Here is a 19908-nt window from a genome sequence, read left to right as displayed (position 1 = left end):
ATATGGCCTGTTTCTTAGTGTTTTGGTCCTTTGGAGACAGCGTTGTTTTTATACCATTCCAGCAATTCATTGCGGATACCGCGAGGCAATGCAGCCTGATGCGTGCCACAAATAGCGCCAGCAAGCGCCAATAGCACGTTAACGCTTAGATTAGCCCGAACCTTTCGCAACTCAAGGTAGCTGTTTTTCGCACCATAATGCTGTAACTCATCAACATTCTTTATCCCTGCCTTCCACAACAGGCGTTCAATATCATGATTAAGATTAGGAAGGTCTTTTAATCGCCCGTTCATGCTTCTGACTTCTTTATCATACTCCGCACCCACCAGCGCCATACGAGCAAAATGCAATAGCTGCACGGGTTCTTGCCATAATATTTCATCGACAAGAAAGTAGTTCAACGGGACCGGCATACCGCGTTTGGTATAAATCAGATGAGGCATATCACGTTGCTGAAAATATTCTTCATCTTTCTTACTGGCACGAAGATAAAGCTCTCCTTCCGACACCAGTCCAAAAATTGTTTTGTTTGCTGCGATGCTGTAGCCACCAAATTGGGAGCGCGAAGTGATGTCTCCCAAAGATGAAAAAGACTGCTGAGATTGCAAAATCCTTTTTTTGCATAATTGCTTCATTGCCATAATCCTTAGTGTTGAAATGATCTCTTCCTGAACAATTAAAAATATCTGTAGCAGGAACAAATAATTAAACACAGCCCCGATGCGGCTTCAAACAGTAAATGTGTTTACTGTCTCTTGCATAAGGAATATGCGAAGCGCTTTCAAAAAATCAGGTTGATTTTCACGCACACAGCATATACTGTATGTTCATACAGTAACACTATGGGTAGAACTCATTATGCGTACGCAATCAATCCACTCTCACAACATCGAGTCGTCATCGTTTTCTGCAAATCAACACGCTGCGGAGCCCTCGGTTGCCACAGGTGGCATTATCAGCGAAATCGTGTACAACGCCGATCAGCCCATAGTCACACACCTGTTATTACCACTCTTACAGCAGCTAGGCACACAGTCTCGCTGGCTGCTGTGGCTTTCACCTCAGCAAAAACTGAGCCGTCCCTGGGTACAGCAATCTGGGCTACCGCTGGATAAAATGGTGCAACTCCACCATATCAGCCCTCTGTGTACGGTTGATGCCATGGAAAGAGCGTTGCTGACAGGGAATTACAGCGCCGTTTTGTGCTGGTTACCGCACGAATTGACGGAAGAAGAGAAGGTTCGATTGCGTCACGCCGCACAGGCTGGAAATACGTATGGCTTTATTATGCGGCCAGAAAGTAATGCAGAAAGCACTGGCGGTGACGCCTATAGACTGTTTCCTAGCCTTAAAATTCACTCGACATTGTATCATTAAGTAAATTAAGAATTTTCTCAGCCCATTCAGCTTATGTGTCTTGCCGATCGCCGCAGAGCGGTATTCTGCGGGCTTTTTGGATATATTTAATACAGCTAAAAGGCGTAAGATCTGTCAAAAGCATCTACTATTTGTTAGCAAGTATGTATGAATCGTGCGGTTTTCTTATGACGCAAATCACATCATACTTGTAACTTTCTCATCACGTTGTAGACTTTAACTCGCTGGAGTTGCTCTTTTATAACGTCAGTTGACTGACAGTGAGTCATAAATAAGGGCAAAGTCTCCAACCAAAGGATTTTAACCAAAGGTTTATTAGCCCTCCAGGTTAATTGCCGATTTGGATGATAATGAGGCGTAAAATGAAAAAAACAGCTATCGCAGTTGCAGTGGCACTGGCTAGCTTCGCGACCATCGCGCAAGCAGCTCCTAAAGACAATACCTGGTACACCGGTGGTAAACTGGGTGTGTCTCAATTCCACGATACTGGTTTCTACGGAAATGGTTACACCGGTGTCAACAACAACCCAATCAAAAGCAAGTTAGGCGCTGGTGCGTTCGTTGGTTATCAAGCCAACCCGTACCTAGGTTTTGAACTGGGCTACGATTGGCTGGGCCGCATGAAGTATGCTGGTTCAACTGCATCAAACGATGACAGCGCTAGCTTCAAGGCACAAGGCATCCAACTGGCTGCTAAACTGAGCTACCCAGTTCTTCCTGACCTGGATGTTTATACCCGTCTGGGTGGTATGGTATGGCGCGCTGACAGCCATGCAGCCACTACTGTAAACACAGGTACCAGAGCTGACATCAACAACGACGACACTGGCGTTTCTCCGCTGGCTGCGATCGGTGTTGAATACGCTATCGACAAAAACTGGGCTACTCGTGTTGACTACCAGTGGGTAAGCAACATCGGTGATGCTGGTACCGTTGGTGCCCGTCCAGACAACATGCTGATGAGCGTTGGCCTGTCTTACCGTTTCGGCCAAGATGACCGCGTAGCTCCTATCGCTACCCCGGCTCCAACCCCAGCACCAGCTCCAGTTGTTGAAACCAAGCGTTTCACCCTGAAATCTGATGTCCTGTTCAACTTCAACAAAGCAACGCTGAAAGCAGAAGGCCAGCAATCACTGGATCAACTGTACACCCAGCTGAGCTCTCTGGATCCGAAAGACGGTTCCGTTGTTGTTCTGGGCTTCACTGACCGTTTAGGTTCAGAGCAATATAACCAAGCTCTGTCTGAAAAACGCGCACAGAGCGTAGTTGATTACCTGGTTTCTAAAGGTATCCCTGCGAACAAAGTCTCTGCTCGTGGCTTAGGTAAATCTCAACCAGTTACCGGTTCTACCTGTGACAACGTGAAACCTCGTGCTGCGCTGATCGACTGCCTGGCACCTGATCGTCGCGTAGAGATCGAAGTTAAAGGCATCAAAGACGTTGTAACTCAGCCTCAGGCTTAAGTTATTAACGAAAAAAACCTCGCTTCGGCGAGGTTTTTTTATGCTTGTTTGTCAGTACGATAAATGACAAAAGCCGATTATTTCTCATCTTTATTCAGAATGGCTTTAAGATCCTGCTTAAGCAGCGACATCTGGCTGGCATACTTTTCTTTATGCTCAGCGTCTTCAATTAACTGTACAATCGTTTCTGACAAGGTAACTTCACGTCTCTGAGCGAGAGCGGCAAGGCGCTGCCACACCAAATATTCCAGATCGATCGATTTCTTGCGTGTATGCTGGTGTTCCGCGTTGAAATGGCGTTTACGCCGTGCGCGAATCGTCTGCTTCATCCGGTTTTCTAAGGTGGGATTCATACACTGTGCAATCCACTCCAGCAGCTTCACTGGCTGGTTTTCCATTTTAAGCAATGACTGTACAGCGTCATCGGCTGCACTTTGCTCAAGAAAACGTGTAATTTCCTCTCCCTCCCGGTGCTTCTTCACCAGGTATTTCCATTTCCACCCGCACTCAAGATTTTCTAGTTGTTGATATTTCATATTAAATTCTTCAGTGACCGCGTAACGTTACTTTCAGCATAACAGTTTTCCCTGATTTTGGCCGCTTTCTGACAGTTTTCCGATAGCTTTTAAGACGATTATCCAAACATGGCTTGAGCTTCAGTAAGTGAAAGATGACGGATAGATGACTCTCCTTATGCGCAGTCCGCATTATTCTTGTATAATCACGCTTTTCCTTTAGACGATTACATTGATACTTTGACCAGTAACCGACTCTCATGGCAGCATTTACTGCCAAATAATACGCCTTATCAAACGCTATTCACGCAGGCAGCTCAGCTTGCCCCTGCTGAATTCTCCGCTATTCAGTCGCGTCTGGCAGACAGTCTGACGCTCTTTTGCCACCCTCGTTCCCCTTCCCGCTTTATGCTGTTGAAAGCGCAAGAGAACGATGACTATATGGCATTGATCGCCCGTGCGCTGAGCGCCATCAGGCCAGACTCCGGGGCGATACATGGCAGTAAATATATCATTGAGGGTCGTCATATCCGGGTCGAATCAGCCACACAGTCTGCGGATAATTTTGCCGCACAGCAGTCCTGTGGCTATCAGGAATGGATTGAGCCTGAGCAACTTTTCGGCTGCGTGCGCAATTTCCATGATGAAATCACCCTGCATCCGGGGCTGATTCATCAGGTTAATGGCGGTACGTTAATCCTGTCTGCAAGAGCATTGCTGGCTCAGCCGTTGATGTGGCTGCGTCTGAAGCAGATTATGGCAGAGGGACTCTATCGTTGGCTGTCACCAGACGAGCGCAAACCACTTCCTGTTGATGTACCACCGATGCCACTTGATATTCGTCTGATCATTCTCGGTGACCGGGAAAGTCTGGCAGATATTCATGATATGGAGCCAGAATTAGGCGAACACGCGATTTACGGCGAGTTTGAAGCACAACTACAGTTGATTGAAACGGATGACATGGCGCGCTGGTGTACTTACATCAATGCACTATGCAGTGAAAATCAACTGCCACTTCTGGACGCGGATGCCTGGCCTACATTAATCAACATTGCTGTGCGCTACAGCGGCGATCAAGGCAATTTACCATTATGCCCACGCTGGCTCGTCGGCCAGTTAAAATACGCGTCGCTGTACGCGAGAGATGGCCAGATTACAGAACAGGCGCTGGTTGACGCGGTTGCCGCTCGCCAATGGCGCGAAGGCTATCTTCGTGAGCGTATGCAAGATGAAATAGAATTAGGCCAGATTCTGATCGAAACCGAAGGTGAAGTCGTCGGTCAGGTTAACGGACTTTCCGTACTCGAATTCCCAGGTTACCCCGTTGCCTTTGGCGAGCCGACACGTATCAGTTGTGTGGTTCACGCTGGTGATGGTGAATTTACTGACGTCGAGCGCAAAGCCGAACTTGCTGGCAATTTACACGCTAAAGGCATGATGATCATGCAGGCGTTCCTGATTACCGAGCTAGAACTTGATCAACAGCTTCCTTTCTCAGCATCCATGGTTTTCGAGCAATCGTATAGCGAAGTTGATGGCGACAGCGCCTCACTGGCAGAGCTGTGTGCGTTGGTCAGTGCTCTCTCCTTACGCCCAATCAACCAGCAGTTTGCCGTTACCGGTTCCGTCGATCAATTTGGTCGTGTCCAGCCAATTGGCGGTGTAAATGAGAAAATCGAAGGCTTCTTTGAGGTTTGCCAGCGTCGTGGGCTAACGGGTTCTCAGGGCGTTATTTTACCTGCGACTAATCTACGTCATCTCTGTTTACAAGATGATGTCGTTGAGGCTGTACGCGAAGGGAAATTCCACTTGTTCCCAGTAGAAACTGCGCCAGAAGCGGTGTCGTTACTGACCAATTTCCCTTATGACGATGAGCAGCAACCAAATCTGTTAGCGGCGATTCGTGAGAGAATTGGACAACTTTTACCTCAGGAACGTAGGCGTTTCCCTTGGTTTTTCCGTTAAACCCACTGGTTCAACCAGACGCAACAGACTTGCTCAGCGTACAGCTGTACGCTAATCTGCGTGCTTCATTAAAACAAGGCTTACAGAGACCATGGTAGATAAACGCGAATCCTATACAAAAGAAGACCTCCTTGCCTCCAGTCGTGGTGAACTGTTTGGCCCACAAGGCCCTCAGTTACCCGCCCCTAACATGCTAATGATGGACCGCGTCGTTAAAATGACAGAAGACGGCGGTAAGTACGGCAAAGGCTATGTGGAAGCCGAATTGGATATCACGCCTGACCTGTGGTTCTTCGGTTGCCATTTCATTGGCGATCCAGTGATGCCTGGCTGCCTTGGCCTGGATGCCATGTGGCAGCTAGTCGGCTTCTATCTGGGCTGGCTGGGTGGCGAAGGCAAAGGCCGCGCACTCGGCGTGGGTGAAGTTAAATTCACCGGGCAAGTTCTGCCAACGGCGAAGAAAGTCACTTACCGCATTCACTTCAAACGCGTAATCAATCGCCGTTTGGTAATGGGTATTGCTGATGGTGAAGTACTGGTTGACGGTCAACAGATCTATACTGCTGATGAACTGAAAGTTGGTCTGTTCAAAGACACTAGCTCTTTCTAAGTACCGACTATATTGATTGCGGGCGAATAATTTTTCGCCCGCGTTATCCCTTCCATTTATTCGATTGTATCTAACCAACGACTAAGCTATCCACTCATGATGGACTCTTCAGCTCATTGGTGATTGACTGTCGCACGTCTTGCGGTATTTTCAGCTCTGTCGCTAACGCATCCAGATAGCTTTTCTCCATGAAGTGATCGACATCAATGACCGCACAGCTTAGGAAGTAAACCTCAAGCGCTTCTTCTTCATTCTTGACATCTTTCGCCAGTAAAACTGGGTCAAGCGGTTGTTCTATCGCTTCCTGTACCCAGCGGTGCGCATCGCTTCCCAATTGCAGTTGCTGAATATTGTCATCAATACGCTGTTTCTCAGTCGCATCAATATGCCCGTCACTCTTGGCAGCAAACACCAGAGCCTGAATCAGACGTCGGGCGCGAATATTATCAGTCGAGGATTGGGTACCAAATTGTGGATCGTCCTGATGCGTGTCGCGAACCCTCTTCTTATACTGGTTCCACAACACGACACCCGCCGCCGCACTGCCGCCGATAATCAAAGCATTTTTACCCAATGAACCCATGATTTTCCGCGTAGATTTATTCGACAACAACACACCCGCCAAGCCACCCAACGCCGCGGGCTTCAGCATATCGCCCAAATTGCCGTTTTTTCCGCCTTGATGATGATTCCCCGGCTTGCTACCGGAACCTAATAAGCCCTGAATTTGTTGCAGCCAATTATTCATTTTCATTCCTCAAGGAAAAGTGACATCACTGATGGTGTTATGACCCATAGTAATGGCGCGGAAGGCGTTTGTTTGTCAGATTGTGTATAACAATGAAAAGTATGGACCGCACTTTCTACACGGTCCATCTGGCTATGCGGGGTACGTCACGATGCGGGTTTCAGCGATGCTTTTCTCACTGGTGTATTCCCTGCGACATAGTAACGTGCTTTGCTGCGTGGCAACGGCTGACGACGGCGGATTCGATCGGCAATTTTCTCAGCGATCATGATAGTCGTCGCATTCAGGTTACCGGTAATAATTTGCGGCATGATGGAAGCATCGACAACACGTAGCCCTTCCATGCCATGGACACGACCTTGCCCATCGACGACTGCCATGTCGTCCTCTCCCATTTTGCAGGAACAGGAGGGATGGAATGCCGTCTCAGCGTGAGTGCGGATAAACTCATCCAGTTCTTCATCCGTCTGAATTTCCAGTCCAGGGCTGATCTCTCGTCCGCGGTATTTATTCAGCGCTGGCTGCGCCATGATTTCACGCGTAATGCGGATCGCGTCGCGAAACTCCTGCCAATCTTGTTCTGTCGACATGTAATTGAACAGAATGCTGGGATGCTCATGCGCATCTTTGGATCGCACCTGCACACGCCCTCGACTAAGTGAGCGCATGGAGCCGACGTGCGCTTGGAATCCGTGCTCTTTCACCGCATTACTGCCGTTGTAATTAATCGCGACGGGCAGGAAATGGTATTGAATATTCGGCCAGGTGAACGCCTCCCGGCTGCGAATAAAGCCACCAGCTTCGAACTGGTTGCTGGCACCAATACCGGTGCCATTGAACAGCCATTCCGCACCAATTTTCGGCTGATTAAACCACTGCAACGCCGGATACAGTGATACCGGTTCTTTGCAGGCATATTGCAAATACATTTCCAGGTGATCCTGTAAATTTTCACCGACACCGGGCAAATCGTGCACCACAGGAATATCGAGCCCCTGAAGCAGATCTTTCGGCCCCACCCCAGAGCGTTGTAGAATTTGCGGCGAGGCAATTGCGCCAGCACACAATAACACTTCGCGACGAGCTTTCGCCGTCTGCGCACTTTCGCCTTTAAAGTAAGCGACGCCAACGGCACGTTTTCCGTCAAAAAGAATTTTGTCGGTTAAGGCATGTGTCACGATAGTCAGATTCTTACGGCTTTTCGCCTGATCCAGATAGCCCCGAGCGGTGCTGGCACGACGCCCTTTCGGTGTGACGGTTCTATCCATCGGCCCAAAGCCTTCCTGCTGATATCCATTGAGATCGTCGGTACGGGGATAACCCGCCTGCACGCCCGCTTCAACCATCGCATGAAACAGTTCGTTGTTTCCCATCTTCGGTGTGGTCACCGAAACAGGCCCCGTTGCGCCATGGTAGTCATTCGACCCCACATCCCGCGTTTCCGCTTTGCGGAAATATGGCAGGCAGTCAAGATAACTCCAATCCTCCAGACCCGGCATGGTCGCCCAGTGATCAAAATCCATCGCATTGCCGCGGATATAGCACATGCCGTTAATCAGCGATGAGCCCCCTAATCCTTTGCCTCGACCACATTCCATTCGGCGATTATTCATATGAGGTTCGGGATCGGTTTCATAGGCCCAGTTATAGCGCTTCCCCTGTAATGGGAAAGCTAACGCGGCAGGCATCTGTGTACGAAAATCCAGTCGATAGTCAGGGCCACCCGCCTCAAGCAGCAGCACGCTCACATCGCTTTCTTCTGTTAAACGCGCAGCCAGCACATTGCCAGCAGAACCGGCTCCGATGATGATGTAATCATATTCCATTAGGCTTTCTCCCCTTCGTTTAAAATACCGAGCGGAATTCACCCAGTTCAACCTGTATAGATTTAATTTGCGTGTAGTGTTCCAGCGTTGTTATCCCGTTTTCACGTCCGACACCCGAATGTTTGTAGCCGCCCACAGGCATTTCAGCCGGAGATTCTCCCCAGGTATTGATCCAGCAAATACCCGCGTCAAGCTGATGAATAACCCGATGCGCCCGGTTCAGATCGCGGGTCACAATGCCTGCCGCCAGCCCATACTCGCTATCATTAGCGCGGCGGATAACTTCATCCTCATCCTGATACGTCAGAATACTCATGACAGGGCCGAAGATTTCTTCTCGGACAATCTTCATGTCGTCCCGACAGTCAGTGAACACCGTAGGAGCAACGTATGCGCCTTGGGCATAGCCAGCGTCTGTCATAGGTTCACCGCCCACCAGCACACGAGCGCCCTCACGTTTTCCACTTTCGATGTAACGCAGAACGGACTCTCTATGCGGGAAGCTAACCAATGGACCAAAATTCACCGATTCATCAGTAGGGTCGCCCGCACGAATTCGCTGAACGCGCGTCAGGATTTTTTCCTCAAACTGCATCTGCAATGCCTGAGGCACAAAGACGCGCGTACCGTTAGTGCACACCTGCCCTGAACTAAAAAAGTTCGCCATCATGGCGATATCCGCCGCCTTATCCAGATCGGCATCGTCAAAAATGATCAGCGGCGATTTCCCGCCCAGTTCCATTGTGACCTCTTTCAACGTCGAGCCTGCTGCATTGGCCATGACCGTTTTCCCACTGGCGATCCCACCAGTGAAAGAGACTTTGGCAATGCCTGGGTGTGTGGTCAACGCTTGACCAACGGATTTCCCTGTTCCGGTCAGCACGTTAAATACGCCTGCCGGTAACCCAGCTTCGGTGTAGATTTCCGCCAACTTCAGCGCGGTGAGCGATGTCACCTCACTGGGTTTAAAGATCATCGCGTTTCCTGCCGCCAGAGCGGGCGCCGATTTCCACAGTGCAATCTGAATAGGATAGTTCCAGGCGCCGATGCCAGCGACGACGCCAAGCGGTTCACGGCGAGTATAGACAAACGAGGTATCCCGCAGCGGAATCTGTTGGCCTTCCAGCATAGGAATCAACCCCGCGTAGTACTCCAGAACATCGGCACCGGTCACGATATCGACGGTACGCGTTTCCGAAAGCGGTTTGCCGGTATCATGTGTTTCAAGCAACGCGAGTTCATCATTGCGTTCACGCAGGATATCAACGGCGCGGCGTAAAATGCGCGAACGTTCCATTGCCGTCATCGCCGCCCATACCTTCTGCCCTGCGGTAGCTGCGCTGACTGCTCGATCAACATCGGCGGCAGTGGCTGACTGGATGCAAGCAATAACGTCGCCATTCGCGGGATTCACCGCATCAAACGTATCGTCACCCAAGCTATCAACATAGGTACCGTTGATATAAAGCTGTTGTAAACCGTAGCGAGACATACATTCTCCTGTCTGATAACTGCCCGATCACAGGTTCCGGGCAGAGAAGGCAAAATAATAAGGAAGGGTTACACGCGAGTAAGCGACTGATCGATAGTGAGTTGCTGATCGATGTAGTCGTAAGTAATGCTCAGCGCCTCTTCGCAGTTGAAGGCGTTATGACTTAGCGCGCCGCGCAGCCATAAGCCATCGATCAGCCCCGCCAACCCTTTTGCCGCAATGCGTGCTTTGCCTGTCGGCAAACAGCGACTGAATTCGACACTCAAATTAGAGTAAAGCCGCCGATCGTTAACCTGCTGTAACCGATGGAGCATGGGGGAATGCAGACTACTGGCCCAGAACGCCAGCCAGGTTTTCATCGCTGCGCTATTCGTTTGGCTATCATCAAAATTTCCCTGAACAATCGCCCGCAAACGAGCACGAGGCGTATTTTCTGTCAGGTTCAGCAATCTTGACTTCACTGCCAGCCCCAGATGGCTAATCAGATAGCGCATTGTCGCTTCCAGTAAGCCATTTTTATCGCGGAAGTAATGACTGATGATTCCATTCGACACCCCCGCACGTCGGGCAATCTGCACGATTGAGGCGTCATGCATCCCCACGTCATTAATCGCGGCCAACGTTGCTTCGATGAGTTGCTGCCGTCTGATGGGCTGCATTCCGACTTTAGGCACTGCCCTATCCCTCATTTTTTGCGTTATGAATCACAGTAAAAGACGATGATCCGTGATCCGATTTGTCCCATTAAACTTTTTTTTGATTGAACGTTCAATAAAAAATGAATATCTTTTATTGCTGAAAGGTTAAAAATCTGTATCAATTATCATGAAAAGTGGCTTTAGTTCAGACGATAACGCCACCTTAAAATAAATGACTTATTTTTTGTTCTGACAACCATCTTCAACGGAAAGCGTACTCAGCGGATGTCCTGCGCCTTGTTATTGGTCTGGGCTAAGCTCTTGATATGCGCTAAGCGCGCTTCGTGGAGAGAAGAGTCAGAGTATCGATTCACATAACGCAAGGGATCACCATGCCAGCCTCAGAAACCACCACCCAACAGGATCGCCTGAATCCTGTCGTGTTCTACACATCAGCGGGATTAATCTTGACCTTCTCGCTGATGACCATGCTGTTTAACAAAGAAGCAAATGCCTGGATTACCCACGCGCTCAACTGGGTCTCCGCAACATTTGGTTGGTACTACCTGCTAGCCGCCACGCTCTACATCGTCTTCGTCATCTTCATCGCCTCGTCTCGATTTGGGTCAATCAAGCTCGGGCCGGAACAGTCGAAGCCTGAATTTAGCCTGATGAGCTGGGCGGCAATGCTGTTTGCCGCGGGGATCGGGATTGATTTAATGTTCTTTTCCGTTGCGGAGCCTATCACCCAATACATGATGCCGCCGGAAGGGCAAGGTCAGACAATGGAAGCCGCACGGCAAGCTATGGTCTGGACGCTGTTTCACTACGGACTAACGGGCTGGTCAATGTACGCATTGATGGGAATCGCGCTAGGCTACTTCAGTTATCGGTATAATTTGCCGCTGACGATTCGCTCTGCTCTGTATCCTATCTTTGGTAAACGCATCAATGGCCCGATTGGGCACAGCGTCGATATTGCAGCCGTGCTCGGTACTATTTTCGGTATCGCCACCACGCTGGGCATCGGTGTTGTTCAGCTTAACTACGGGCTGAAAGTCCTGTTTCAAATTCCAGAAAACCTCACCGTTCAGGCTTCGCTGATCCTGCTTTCCGTGATCATGGCTACCGTTTCTGTGACGTCCGGTGTCAATCGTGGTATTCGCTTCCTTTCAGAACTTAACGTCCTGCTCGCACTGGGTTTGATCCTCTTCCTGCTCTTCTGGGGCGATACCGAGTTTTTACTAAATGCGCTGGTCCTTAACGTCGGGGATTACATCAATCGCTTTACGGGCATGACGCTCAATAGCTTTGCATTCGATCGCCCGACAGAATGGATGAATAGCTGGACGCTGTTTTTCTGGGCATGGTGGGTCGCGTGGGCACCGTTTGTCGGACTATTTCTGGCCCGTATCTCCCGCGGCAGAACGATTCGCCAGTTCGTCGTCGGTACGTTGATCATTCCATTTGTCTTTACGCTGCTGTGGCTCTCTATTTTCGGCAACAGTGCGCTTTATCAAGTCATCCACGGTAATTTGGATTTTGCGAATGAAGTCATGCAGCACCCAGAGCGTGGGTTCTACAGTCTGCTGGCACAGTATCCGGGTTTTAGTCTGAGTGCCTCTGTAGCCACCATTACCGGCTTGCTGTTTTATGTCACGTCTGCCGATTCCGGTTCACTGGTACTGGGTAACTTCACCTCTCGCCTTAGCGACATCAACAATGATGCGCCAAACTGGCTGCGGGTTTTCTGGTCAGTCGCCATTGGCCTGTTGACGCTGGGTATGTTGATGACAAATGGCGTTTCAGCATTACAGAACACCACCGTCATCATGGGGTTACCGTTTAGCTTTGTGATGTTCTTTATTATGGCGGGCTTGTATAAATCTCTGCGGGTCGAAGATTACCGTAAAGCCAGCTCCTTACAAACATCGGCACCGATGCCAATATCAGGCGACGATCGCTTGAACTGGAAACAGCGCCTCTCGCGTGTCATGAATTTCCCTGGCACAACGCATACGCAGAAAATGCTGGATAACGTCTGTAAAGCCGCGATGGATGATGTCGCGCGTGAGCTACGTCTACGAGGTGCCAGCGTTGAAGTCAGCGAATTGCCGCCTGTCGAAGATGAGCGCTTGAACCATCTCGAACTGTTGGTCGATTTGGGTGATGAACAGAACTTTCTTTATCAGATTTGGCCACAGCGTTATAGCGTTCCAGCTTTTACCTATCGAGCCCGGTCAGGCAAATCAGACTATTACCGGCTTGAAACCTTCTTATTAGAAGGAAGCCAAGGGAATGATCTGATGGATTACAGCAAAGAACAGGTGATTAACGATATTTTGGATCAGTACGAACGACACCTGAATTTTCTTCATCTTAATCGAGAAGCACCGGGTAATACGCTCACCTTCCCTGATGCATGATTACTCCCCTATGGCGCTGAAATACAGCGCCATTTTTCAATCACTTACTCCCTCATCACACATTTTTCCTTCAACGTGTTTTTCCCGAATTTATGGGCTGTGCCGCATTCTTTGCTTCCACGATTTGCGCTTTATTTTTGAAACGGTATACTGCACACATCAAATTGAAATACAGTTTTAAAAAATGTATTTGTCCGTCACAGAAAAGGAACGAACATGAAAATTGCACTGATTAACGAGAACAGCCAGGCTGCCAAAAACGCCATCATCGCCGAGTCTCTGACTAAAGCGGTTGCACCGCTGGGCCACACTGTACACAACTACGGCCAGTATGCGGTTGAAGATGCAGCGCAACTGACTTACATCCAGAACGGTATTCTGGCAGCTATCCTGCTGAACTCTGGCGCAGCTGATTTCGTCGTAACTGGTTGTGGTACTGGCCAAGGCGCAATGCTGGCTTGTAACTCCTTCCCAGGCGTAATCTGCGGTCTGGTTGTTGACCCATCTGATGCTTACCTGTTCTCTCAGATCAACAACGGTAACGCGGTATCCGTTCCTTACGCTAAAGGCTTTGGCTGGGGCGCTGAACTGAACCTGGAAAACCTGTTTACCCAGTTGTTCAAAGAAGAAGGCGGCAGAGGCTATCCAAGCGATCGCGTTGCACCTCAACAACGTAACAAGAAAATCCTGGATGCTGTAAAAGCAGTGACCTACAACGATCTGATCACCATCCTGAAAGGCCTCGATCAAGATCTGGTTAAAGGTGCCGTTGCTGGTCCTAAATTCCAGGAATACTTCTTCGCTAACAGCAAAGACGAAGCACTGACCAGCTATATCAAAACGCTGCTGGCGTAATCGTCCGATAGCTGACAAAAACCACAGGCCATCTCGGTCTGTGGTTTTTTTATGCGTATTTTTTACTGATTTTGTCTACATTTTGACGACACGGTTGCATGGACTATCCGTTACCGTTCAATGCTTAGCCAGACGCACGGATAGCGCTAAATACTGCTTGACCAGAGCTAAGTGACTCCCTATAGTACCGCCCCGTTGCCTCTTGTAGGTAACCCCCGGTGAGGTGTCCGAGAGGCTGAAGGAGCACGCCTGGAAAGTGTGTATACGTGAAAACGTATCAAGGGTTCGAATCCCTTCCTCACCGCCATATAAAAGAAAACGCCCCTGATGAAAATCAGGGGCGTTTTCTTTTATGGTGATGGCACGAGAACTGTTATTCCCGTGCCACACAGACATCAGCCATAGGCATGGAGCGTACGCTGGCACAGTGCCGAACGCACGCAGTCCTCTTTACCGAAAGAGACCACGCCAATCATATCATCCTCAACAAAACGCTCCAGTGCGTCTCGTAGGCCGGATTTAACCCCAGCGGGCAAGTCGCACTGCGTGACATCGCCATTCACGATAACCGTGACATTCTCGCCCAGACGCGTCAGGAACATTTTCATTTGGTTCACTGTCACGTTTTGCGCTTCATCCAGAATCACAACTGCGTTTTCAAATGTCCGTCCACGCATATAGGCAAAAGGAGCAATTTCGACTTTTCCTATTTCTGGCCGTAAGCAATACTGCATAAAAGATGATCCCAGTCGTCGCAAGAGTATGTCGTAAACTGGGCGGAAATAAGGTGCAAACTTCTCCGAAATATCTCCGGGTAAAAAGCCAAGATCCTCATCGGCCTGTAATACCGGCCGCGTAACAATAATGCGCTCAACCTCTTTGTGGATTAGTGCCTCCGCCGCTTTCGCAGCGCTCAGATACGTTTTACCGCAGCCAGCTTCGCCTGTGGCAAAAATCAACTGTTTGTTTTCTATCGCAGACAAGTAATGTTCCTGGGCGGCGGTGCGAGCTTGAATCACGGAATTATCACGATTCTCACGCGCCATTCCAATTGCTTCAATCCCGCCCATCTGTACCAGAGAAGTGACCGATTCTTCCTCACGCTGACGATGGCTACGCGAATCACGACGGATAACACGTTTGGCTTCACGACGAGCTTTGATCACTGCTTTTTGTCTTCCCATAGTGGCACCTTACAGTTTGTTTCACTTACCGCACTGCTTTGCAGCGCGTGACGTTTAACTCACTAACGAGGTTAGGCTTCCTTATTAAGCCAATAGCGGACAGAAAATACACATGTGTCATCCACGAACCGAGTGAAAAACGGGCCGAGCATTCATGGATAGAAAAAGAAGATAAATGGAGAGTTTGAGTAAAGAGAGAATGGAACAGTGTTGAAAATAAGTGGGAGGAAAATCCCTCGCATCGGCGAGTCAGCAGCGTAGAATCTTGACATCGACTACAAAGTCCACAAAAGGACATTACCATTCGCGTTCCTCACTGTGACAACAACTATTCCACTGAATAATGATTGATCGCATCGTAGAACTACTGCCAACCATTGGCTAAAAATTAGTGCCGAATGATTTCAGTAGTATGACAGTGCAATAATTTGCCCCTGCAATGCAAGCATTTTTTACACTGTCATAACATTTACGTATAGTCACTATCCCCTGAATTAGCAATGTTAGCCTGAAAACGACGCTGTATGTTCGTTAAAAATGACGCTGCCAGTCCAGATATTGATCGTATTTTCTTAGGGCGCTGCGGTAGATATTTTGCTCAATGTCGGGAAGGTAGTCGCACACCCGTTGCTGCACCCCGTCGCGGTGCCGGGAAAAGGTTTCTGCGGGATAATTATTTGCGGCCAGCAGTTCATCCAAGCGCCGTAGACGAATGACATACTCGCGCATCGTACTATGGCGAACTTCGGTTTGCTCAATCAGATATTGTGTGAAAGCTTTAATATCGAAATAGCTAGCATTGGTATTGCATAATATTTCGCTACAAAAGCGGCAAAGTGGGATTAACTCTTGTTGCAGACCAGACCATATTTCATCATCGATAAGCCTATCGATGCTGCCGATCGATTTTTTATTAATAAGCTGATTACGAAATACCAGTGAAACACGATCGAGCTCTTTATCACACTGGGAACAGTTGGTCTGTCTATGTTTGAAGTCTTTCAGATAACGGCTTAGCAGCTGTTTCTTCCGAATTGATGGGTGCATGAATCCATTCCATGACAATATATAACTTCAATGCAAAGCGATAGCACCTCTCATTACGCCAGAGGATTGGTGCCACAAAACAGGAAATATTCACTATTAAGATACTGATATATGACGCGTATCAATATTCAAAAATGGTCATGATCCTGCAACTTCAGTAATTGAAGATATATTTTGATAACAGTATTCCTACGCAGCGCAATTAAACATCATTCATTAATTTCACGCGCAGGCGCTTTATCGCCTGGCTATGCAACTGACTGACTCTCGATTCCCCAACTTCAAGAACGGCACCAATCTCTTTCAGGTTCAATTCTTCCTGATAGTAAAGCGTCAACACCAACTTCTCGCGCTCTGGCAGGTTTTCAATGGCGTCCATCACACGATGGCGCAAGTTGCCTTCCATCAGTTGATGTAATGGGTTTGCATCTTCATTGCCTTCCAGTAACGCCTCTGCGCTATCACCATGTTCCTCACGCCATTCATCGTAAGAGAAAAGCTGGCTATTATTGGTATCCAGCAGTATCTGACGATAATCTTCAAGCGTGATATTCAGGGTCTGCGCAACCTCCTGCTCCGTTGGAGTACGACCGAGTTGCTGTTCAGCCTGTTGCATTGCTTGTGCCACTTCCCGTGCATTACGCCGTACACTGCGTGGAGCCCAATCACGACTGCGTAATTCATCCAGCATCGAACCACGAATTCGTTGGACGGCATAGGTGGTAAACGCCGTACCTTGCAACGAATCATAACGTTCAACCGCGCTTAGCAAGCCGATACCTCCAGCCTGTAGCAGATCGTCAAGTTCAACACTCGCGGGGAGACGAACCTGTAAACGCAAGGCTTCATGGCGCACTAGTGGGACATAGCGCTTCCAAAGGGAATTTTTATCCATTGTGCCTTCGGCGGTATACAAATCGCTCACAGTGACAAATACCTACGATGATAATGTTATCGACACTATTATGCTTTTAGGTAGGGTAGCCAATCGCCTGAATAGCGTCAAAAAAGAAGGGTTATTCCTGCCATGTATGACAAGATTAGGTAAAGAATATGCGGTGAGAAACACAAACGACAGTCGTATGGAATGCAATGAGACGCCAAATTTGTGATGTATATCTCTTTCGAAGGAGGATGATTCTAGCGCAGGTTCTACGCAGAGAAAAGGATGTTTTATGGACGAGAACACCATTTTCAATACATGGCATCTCTGCGCCTAAAGCTGGGCTAAAGGTCTGGCCTATCTGCTTTTATTTCGGCTTAACCAAATGATTCAGTGGCTTTACGTGTTTCCTTATAAGGATCTAACAGAGTGTCTTGCAATCCCAGCCGTTCACTATTAAAAGGTATTGGATTGATCGTCACGGCTTGCAGATCTTCATCGTCATTATCACTAACCACAATGCTAACGGGAGGTATAGGTGATAATCGTGTTACATTCGGTGACTCATCTCAGATGAGTCACGCTGGTCAATGACTCTTGCCCCATAACCAGTAATCGTTAAATCTTCTATCGTTTCATCTGTAACATAATATCATTCTTAACTCCCAGCACAGATAAAAACACACCGTATCTTCAGGTAGTTAAGCGATGAAATGATATTAAGCATTCGTCACGGATTAAACCTTCACACCATAAGCAGTTAAAAATCGATCTCGGATTGATGCTACTAAAAGTTTGGTATAATATCTTGTAACATCTATCTACATTTTTAAAAAATCCGGTGCACAATGATATCAGTCTGCATGATAGTGAAAAACGAAGCTTCACACTTACGTAGTTCGCTGAAAGAAATTGCAAAATATTTTGATGATATTATTGTTGTTGATACCGGATCTAGCGATGACTCAAAGAATATTGCCAAGAATTTTACCGACAAAATTTATGATTTTGAGTGGATATCAGACTTCTCAGCCGCGAGAAATTATTCACTACGATTCGCTAAACATGATTGGGTTTTAGTTGTTGATGCTGATGAAATAATTAATAAATTTGATACAGAGCTACTTTATAAACATATTAACGCTCATCCTACGCAGGTGGGTACCGTAGAGATAGCAAGTATCACCAATGATGAAAACACGGATGACATAGATTTAATCCAAGAACGTATAAGCCGAATTTTCAACAAAAAATATTATGAGTTTTTCGGTATTATCCATGAGCAAATTTGTAAGAAGAATACTGGAGAAGCGCCCGATGGACGTTTTGATACTCCTTTATCATTCATGCATAGTGGTTACACTACGGAAACTATCGAAAGTAAAAACAAGATCGCCCGCAATATTACCCTACTCCAAAATGCTATCGAAAAAACGAGCGATGACCCCTATCTGCATTATCAGTTAGGAAAAAGTCACTACTTGGGAAAAAATTACGAGCAAGCAGCACAAAGTTTTGAAACATCACTACGTCTGCAAAAAGATATGAATCAGGATTACAATGAAGTTCTGATTGAATGTTACGGCTATTGTTTAATTAATACTGCACAGTATGAAAAAGCATTAGGGATTTTACAATATGAAAATCTCTGCCCTTCTACTGACTTTATGTTTTTAAAAGCATTAATACTCATGAACAACGCTGATTTTCAGAATGCGATTGATACATTTCAGTCATGTACAAAAATGGGGCCAGGCCGAAAGCAAGGCGTTGGGACGTATAAAGCCAATTATAACATAGCGGTTATACTTGAGTGTTTTGGTATGAAGCCAGAAGCTCTCGACTATTATCAACGATGCGGGAATTACAAGCTGGCGGTTGAAGGGATAAAAAGAGTTACATCGTAGTTTACTTTAAAAAATAATGGAATATCTCCATATTACTAAAACTGATATTCCATTAAAATAATATATGATTTAAAAATTCATATATTCATCATTTAGAAGATTATAGTAATTTGAGCTAATTAATGCTTTAGCCAGATCAGTTCGACTATACTTATCAAAAAACGAATAATTTATTTTGCAGGCAAGTGACAACCCAGAATGCCTCATCATATAATAGCTATCATCCCCACTACCAAGGTGAGGTGCGCTATAGTTTTTCAGCAACTCTTGTCCATTAAGGTTAAAGCTTTCATGGGCACCAAACGTATTAAGATGTATTGCCTCAAACAATAAACTTAAGTGTTTATTACTAGGGTGGCTAATCGTTGAATACTCATTTTGATCTTGAGACAACGATGAAAAATAATAATCCGAGTAATCAAAAATCAATTTTTCTGAGTTGTATAATTTTTTATACTTATCAGCATCCTCGGTCAATGCAGCATCTTTTTTATCTTGGGATAGACTTACATTGTGATATTGAGCGATAGCATCCTGATAATTAAGCCCCGAGAGATATAAATGCAGAAATCGATAGTCTACATAAACCATAAGATCAGGTAGGTCTTTATCTATATAGGCTAATTGCGGGCTAGATATTCGAGATTCCATTGTGGGCAGCATTTTTATATCAAAGTACCTTTCCAATGAAGAAGTAGAAAACCTCCCCCATCGTTCAGAGTGATACTGCATAAAGATAACATCACAAGACTCTAATTCATGGTAGAAGTTTATAACATCAACTTTCTCATTTAATTTATATATTGGCGTATTAAAAACATAGCTATACTCGTTCCCACCTATATTTTTATTATTTTTCAGCAACTCACCAATAATTTCAAGCTGGCAATTTCCAACTAAGGCAACTCTCATAAAACACCCATATAAAAGATATTAATTTAATGAAGAATTTATTAATTTATATAATTT

Annotated in this window: 17 protein-coding genes and 1 tRNA gene; 8 read left to right on the top strand and 10 right to left on the bottom strand. The window is 47.0% G+C overall.

Features of this window, described 5'->3' with window-relative positions; all coding sequences use genetic code 11:
- Positions 1-14 precede the first annotated feature (14 nt).
- Positions 15-635 carry a TfoX/Sxy family DNA transformation protein gene (locus CLR69_RS02490; protein ID WP_129705896.1) on the bottom strand — a complete coding sequence of 207 codons (621 nt, stop codon included), beginning with the start codon at positions 633-635 and terminating at the stop codon, positions 15-17.
- A 223-nt stretch (positions 636-858) separates the two neighbouring features.
- On the opposite strand from CLR69_RS02490, the gene sulA reads away from it, so the two are divergent.
- Positions 859-1377: an SOS-induced cell division inhibitor SulA gene (gene sulA / locus CLR69_RS02485; RefSeq protein ID WP_129705894.1), complete on the top strand. Its 519-nt coding sequence runs from the start codon at positions 859-861 to the stop codon at positions 1375-1377.
- A gap of 362 nt (positions 1378-1739) precedes the next feature.
- Positions 1740-2840 (top strand): porin OmpA, encoded by a 1101-nt coding sequence (gene ompA, locus CLR69_RS02480; RefSeq protein ID WP_129711749.1) that lies wholly within the window; start codon positions 1740-1742, stop codon positions 2838-2840.
- A 77-nt stretch (positions 2841-2917) separates the two neighbouring features.
- On the opposite strand, the gene matP is transcribed toward ompA, so the two are convergent.
- The gene (gene matP, locus CLR69_RS02475) at positions 2918-3376 is read right to left on the bottom strand and encodes a macrodomain Ter protein MatP (RefSeq protein ID WP_129711750.1); all 459 of its coding nucleotides are present in this window, start codon (positions 3374-3376) and stop codon (positions 2918-2920) included.
- 177 nt (positions 3377-3553) lie between these two features.
- On the opposite strand from matP, the gene CLR69_RS02470 reads away from it, so the two are divergent.
- Both CLR69_RS02470 and fabA read left to right on the top strand, forming a co-directional pair.
- The gene (locus tag CLR69_RS02470; RefSeq protein WP_129711751.1) at positions 3554-5323 is read left to right on the top strand and encodes an AAA family ATPase; all 1770 of its coding nucleotides are present in this window, start codon (positions 3554-3556) and stop codon (positions 5321-5323) included.
- Between the two features lie 91 nt (positions 5324-5414).
- Positions 5415-5933: a bifunctional 3-hydroxydecanoyl-ACP dehydratase/trans-2-decenoyl-ACP isomerase gene (gene fabA / locus CLR69_RS02465; protein WP_005970620.1), complete on the top strand. Its 519-nt coding sequence runs from the start codon at positions 5415-5417 to the stop codon at positions 5931-5933.
- Positions 5934-6027: 94 nt separating this feature from the next.
- Here fabA and CLR69_RS02460 read toward each other — a convergent pair whose 3' ends face one another.
- The 4 genes from CLR69_RS02460 to betI form a co-directional block, all read right to left on the bottom strand.
- A complete protein-coding gene (locus CLR69_RS02460) occupies positions 6028-6681 on the bottom strand; it encodes a tellurite resistance TerB family protein (protein WP_129711752.1) in 654 nt (217 codons plus the stop codon).
- Positions 6682-6827: 146 nt separating this feature from the next.
- Entirely contained in the window at positions 6828-8507 is a 1680-nt protein-coding gene (betA, locus tag CLR69_RS02455; protein ID WP_129711753.1) for a choline dehydrogenase, read from the bottom strand.
- Between the two features lie 19 nt (positions 8508-8526).
- The gene (betB, locus tag CLR69_RS02450) at positions 8527-9999 is read right to left on the bottom strand and encodes a betaine-aldehyde dehydrogenase (protein ID WP_129711754.1); all 1473 of its coding nucleotides are present in this window, start codon (positions 9997-9999) and stop codon (positions 8527-8529) included.
- Positions 10000-10067: 68 nt separating this feature from the next.
- Entirely contained in the window at positions 10068-10673 is a 606-nt protein-coding gene (betI, locus tag CLR69_RS02445) for a transcriptional regulator BetI (protein WP_129711755.1), read from the bottom strand.
- A 356-nt stretch (positions 10674-11029) separates the two neighbouring features.
- Here betI and CLR69_RS02440 point away from each other — a divergent pair, with 356 nt between their 5' ends.
- The 3 genes from CLR69_RS02440 to CLR69_RS02430 all read left to right on the top strand — a co-directional run bounded on the left by CLR69_RS02440 (position 11030) and on the right by CLR69_RS02430 (position 14225).
- Complete coding sequence (locus CLR69_RS02440) at positions 11030-13063, top strand: choline transporter (protein ID WP_129711756.1); 2034 nt, start codon at positions 11030-11032, stop codon at positions 13061-13063.
- A gap of 216 nt (positions 13064-13279) precedes the next feature.
- On the top strand, positions 13280-13918 hold the full coding sequence (locus CLR69_RS02435; protein WP_039359779.1) for an RpiB/LacA/LacB family sugar-phosphate isomerase: 639 nt from the start codon (positions 13280-13282) through the stop codon (positions 13916-13918).
- Positions 13919-14135: 217 nt separating this feature from the next.
- A tRNA-Ser gene (locus tag CLR69_RS02430) sits at positions 14136-14225 on the top strand.
- Between the two features lie 88 nt (positions 14226-14313).
- Here the strand turns inward: CLR69_RS02430 and phoH are convergent.
- The 3 genes from phoH to CLR69_RS02415 all read right to left on the bottom strand — a co-directional run bounded on the left by phoH (position 14314) and on the right by CLR69_RS02415 (position 17074).
- Entirely contained in the window at positions 14314-15102 is a 789-nt protein-coding gene (phoH, locus tag CLR69_RS02425) for a phosphate starvation-inducible protein PhoH (RefSeq protein WP_005970633.1), read from the bottom strand.
- Between the two features lie 531 nt (positions 15103-15633).
- Positions 15634-16149, bottom strand: a complete 516-nt coding sequence (gene fliZ / locus CLR69_RS02420; protein ID WP_129711757.1) for a flagella biosynthesis regulatory protein FliZ — start codon at positions 16147-16149, stop codon at positions 15634-15636.
- Between the two features lie 202 nt (positions 16150-16351).
- Positions 16352-17074, bottom strand: coding sequence for an RNA polymerase sigma factor FliA (locus CLR69_RS02415; protein WP_039485657.1), 723 nt, complete (start codon positions 17072-17074; stop codon positions 16352-16354).
- Positions 17075-17895: 821 nt separating this feature from the next.
- Here CLR69_RS02415 and CLR69_RS02410 point away from each other — a divergent pair.
- Positions 17896-18939 (top strand): glycosyltransferase family 2 protein, encoded by a 1044-nt coding sequence (locus CLR69_RS02410; protein ID WP_242451524.1) that lies wholly within the window; start codon positions 17896-17898, stop codon positions 18937-18939.
- A 69-nt stretch (positions 18940-19008) separates the two neighbouring features.
- Here CLR69_RS02410 and CLR69_RS02405 read toward each other — a convergent pair whose 3' ends face one another.
- A complete protein-coding gene (locus tag CLR69_RS02405; RefSeq protein WP_165345962.1) occupies positions 19009-19851 on the bottom strand; it encodes a WcbI family polysaccharide biosynthesis putative acetyltransferase in 843 nt (280 codons plus the stop codon).
- Positions 19852-19908: the final 57 nt, after the last annotated feature.

This window comes from Pectobacterium zantedeschiae, from assembly GCF_004137795.1.
GTDB lineage: Bacteria > Pseudomonadota > Gammaproteobacteria > Enterobacterales > Enterobacteriaceae > Pectobacterium > Pectobacterium zantedeschiae.
This window is presented reverse-complemented; position numbering and strand designations above follow the sequence as displayed.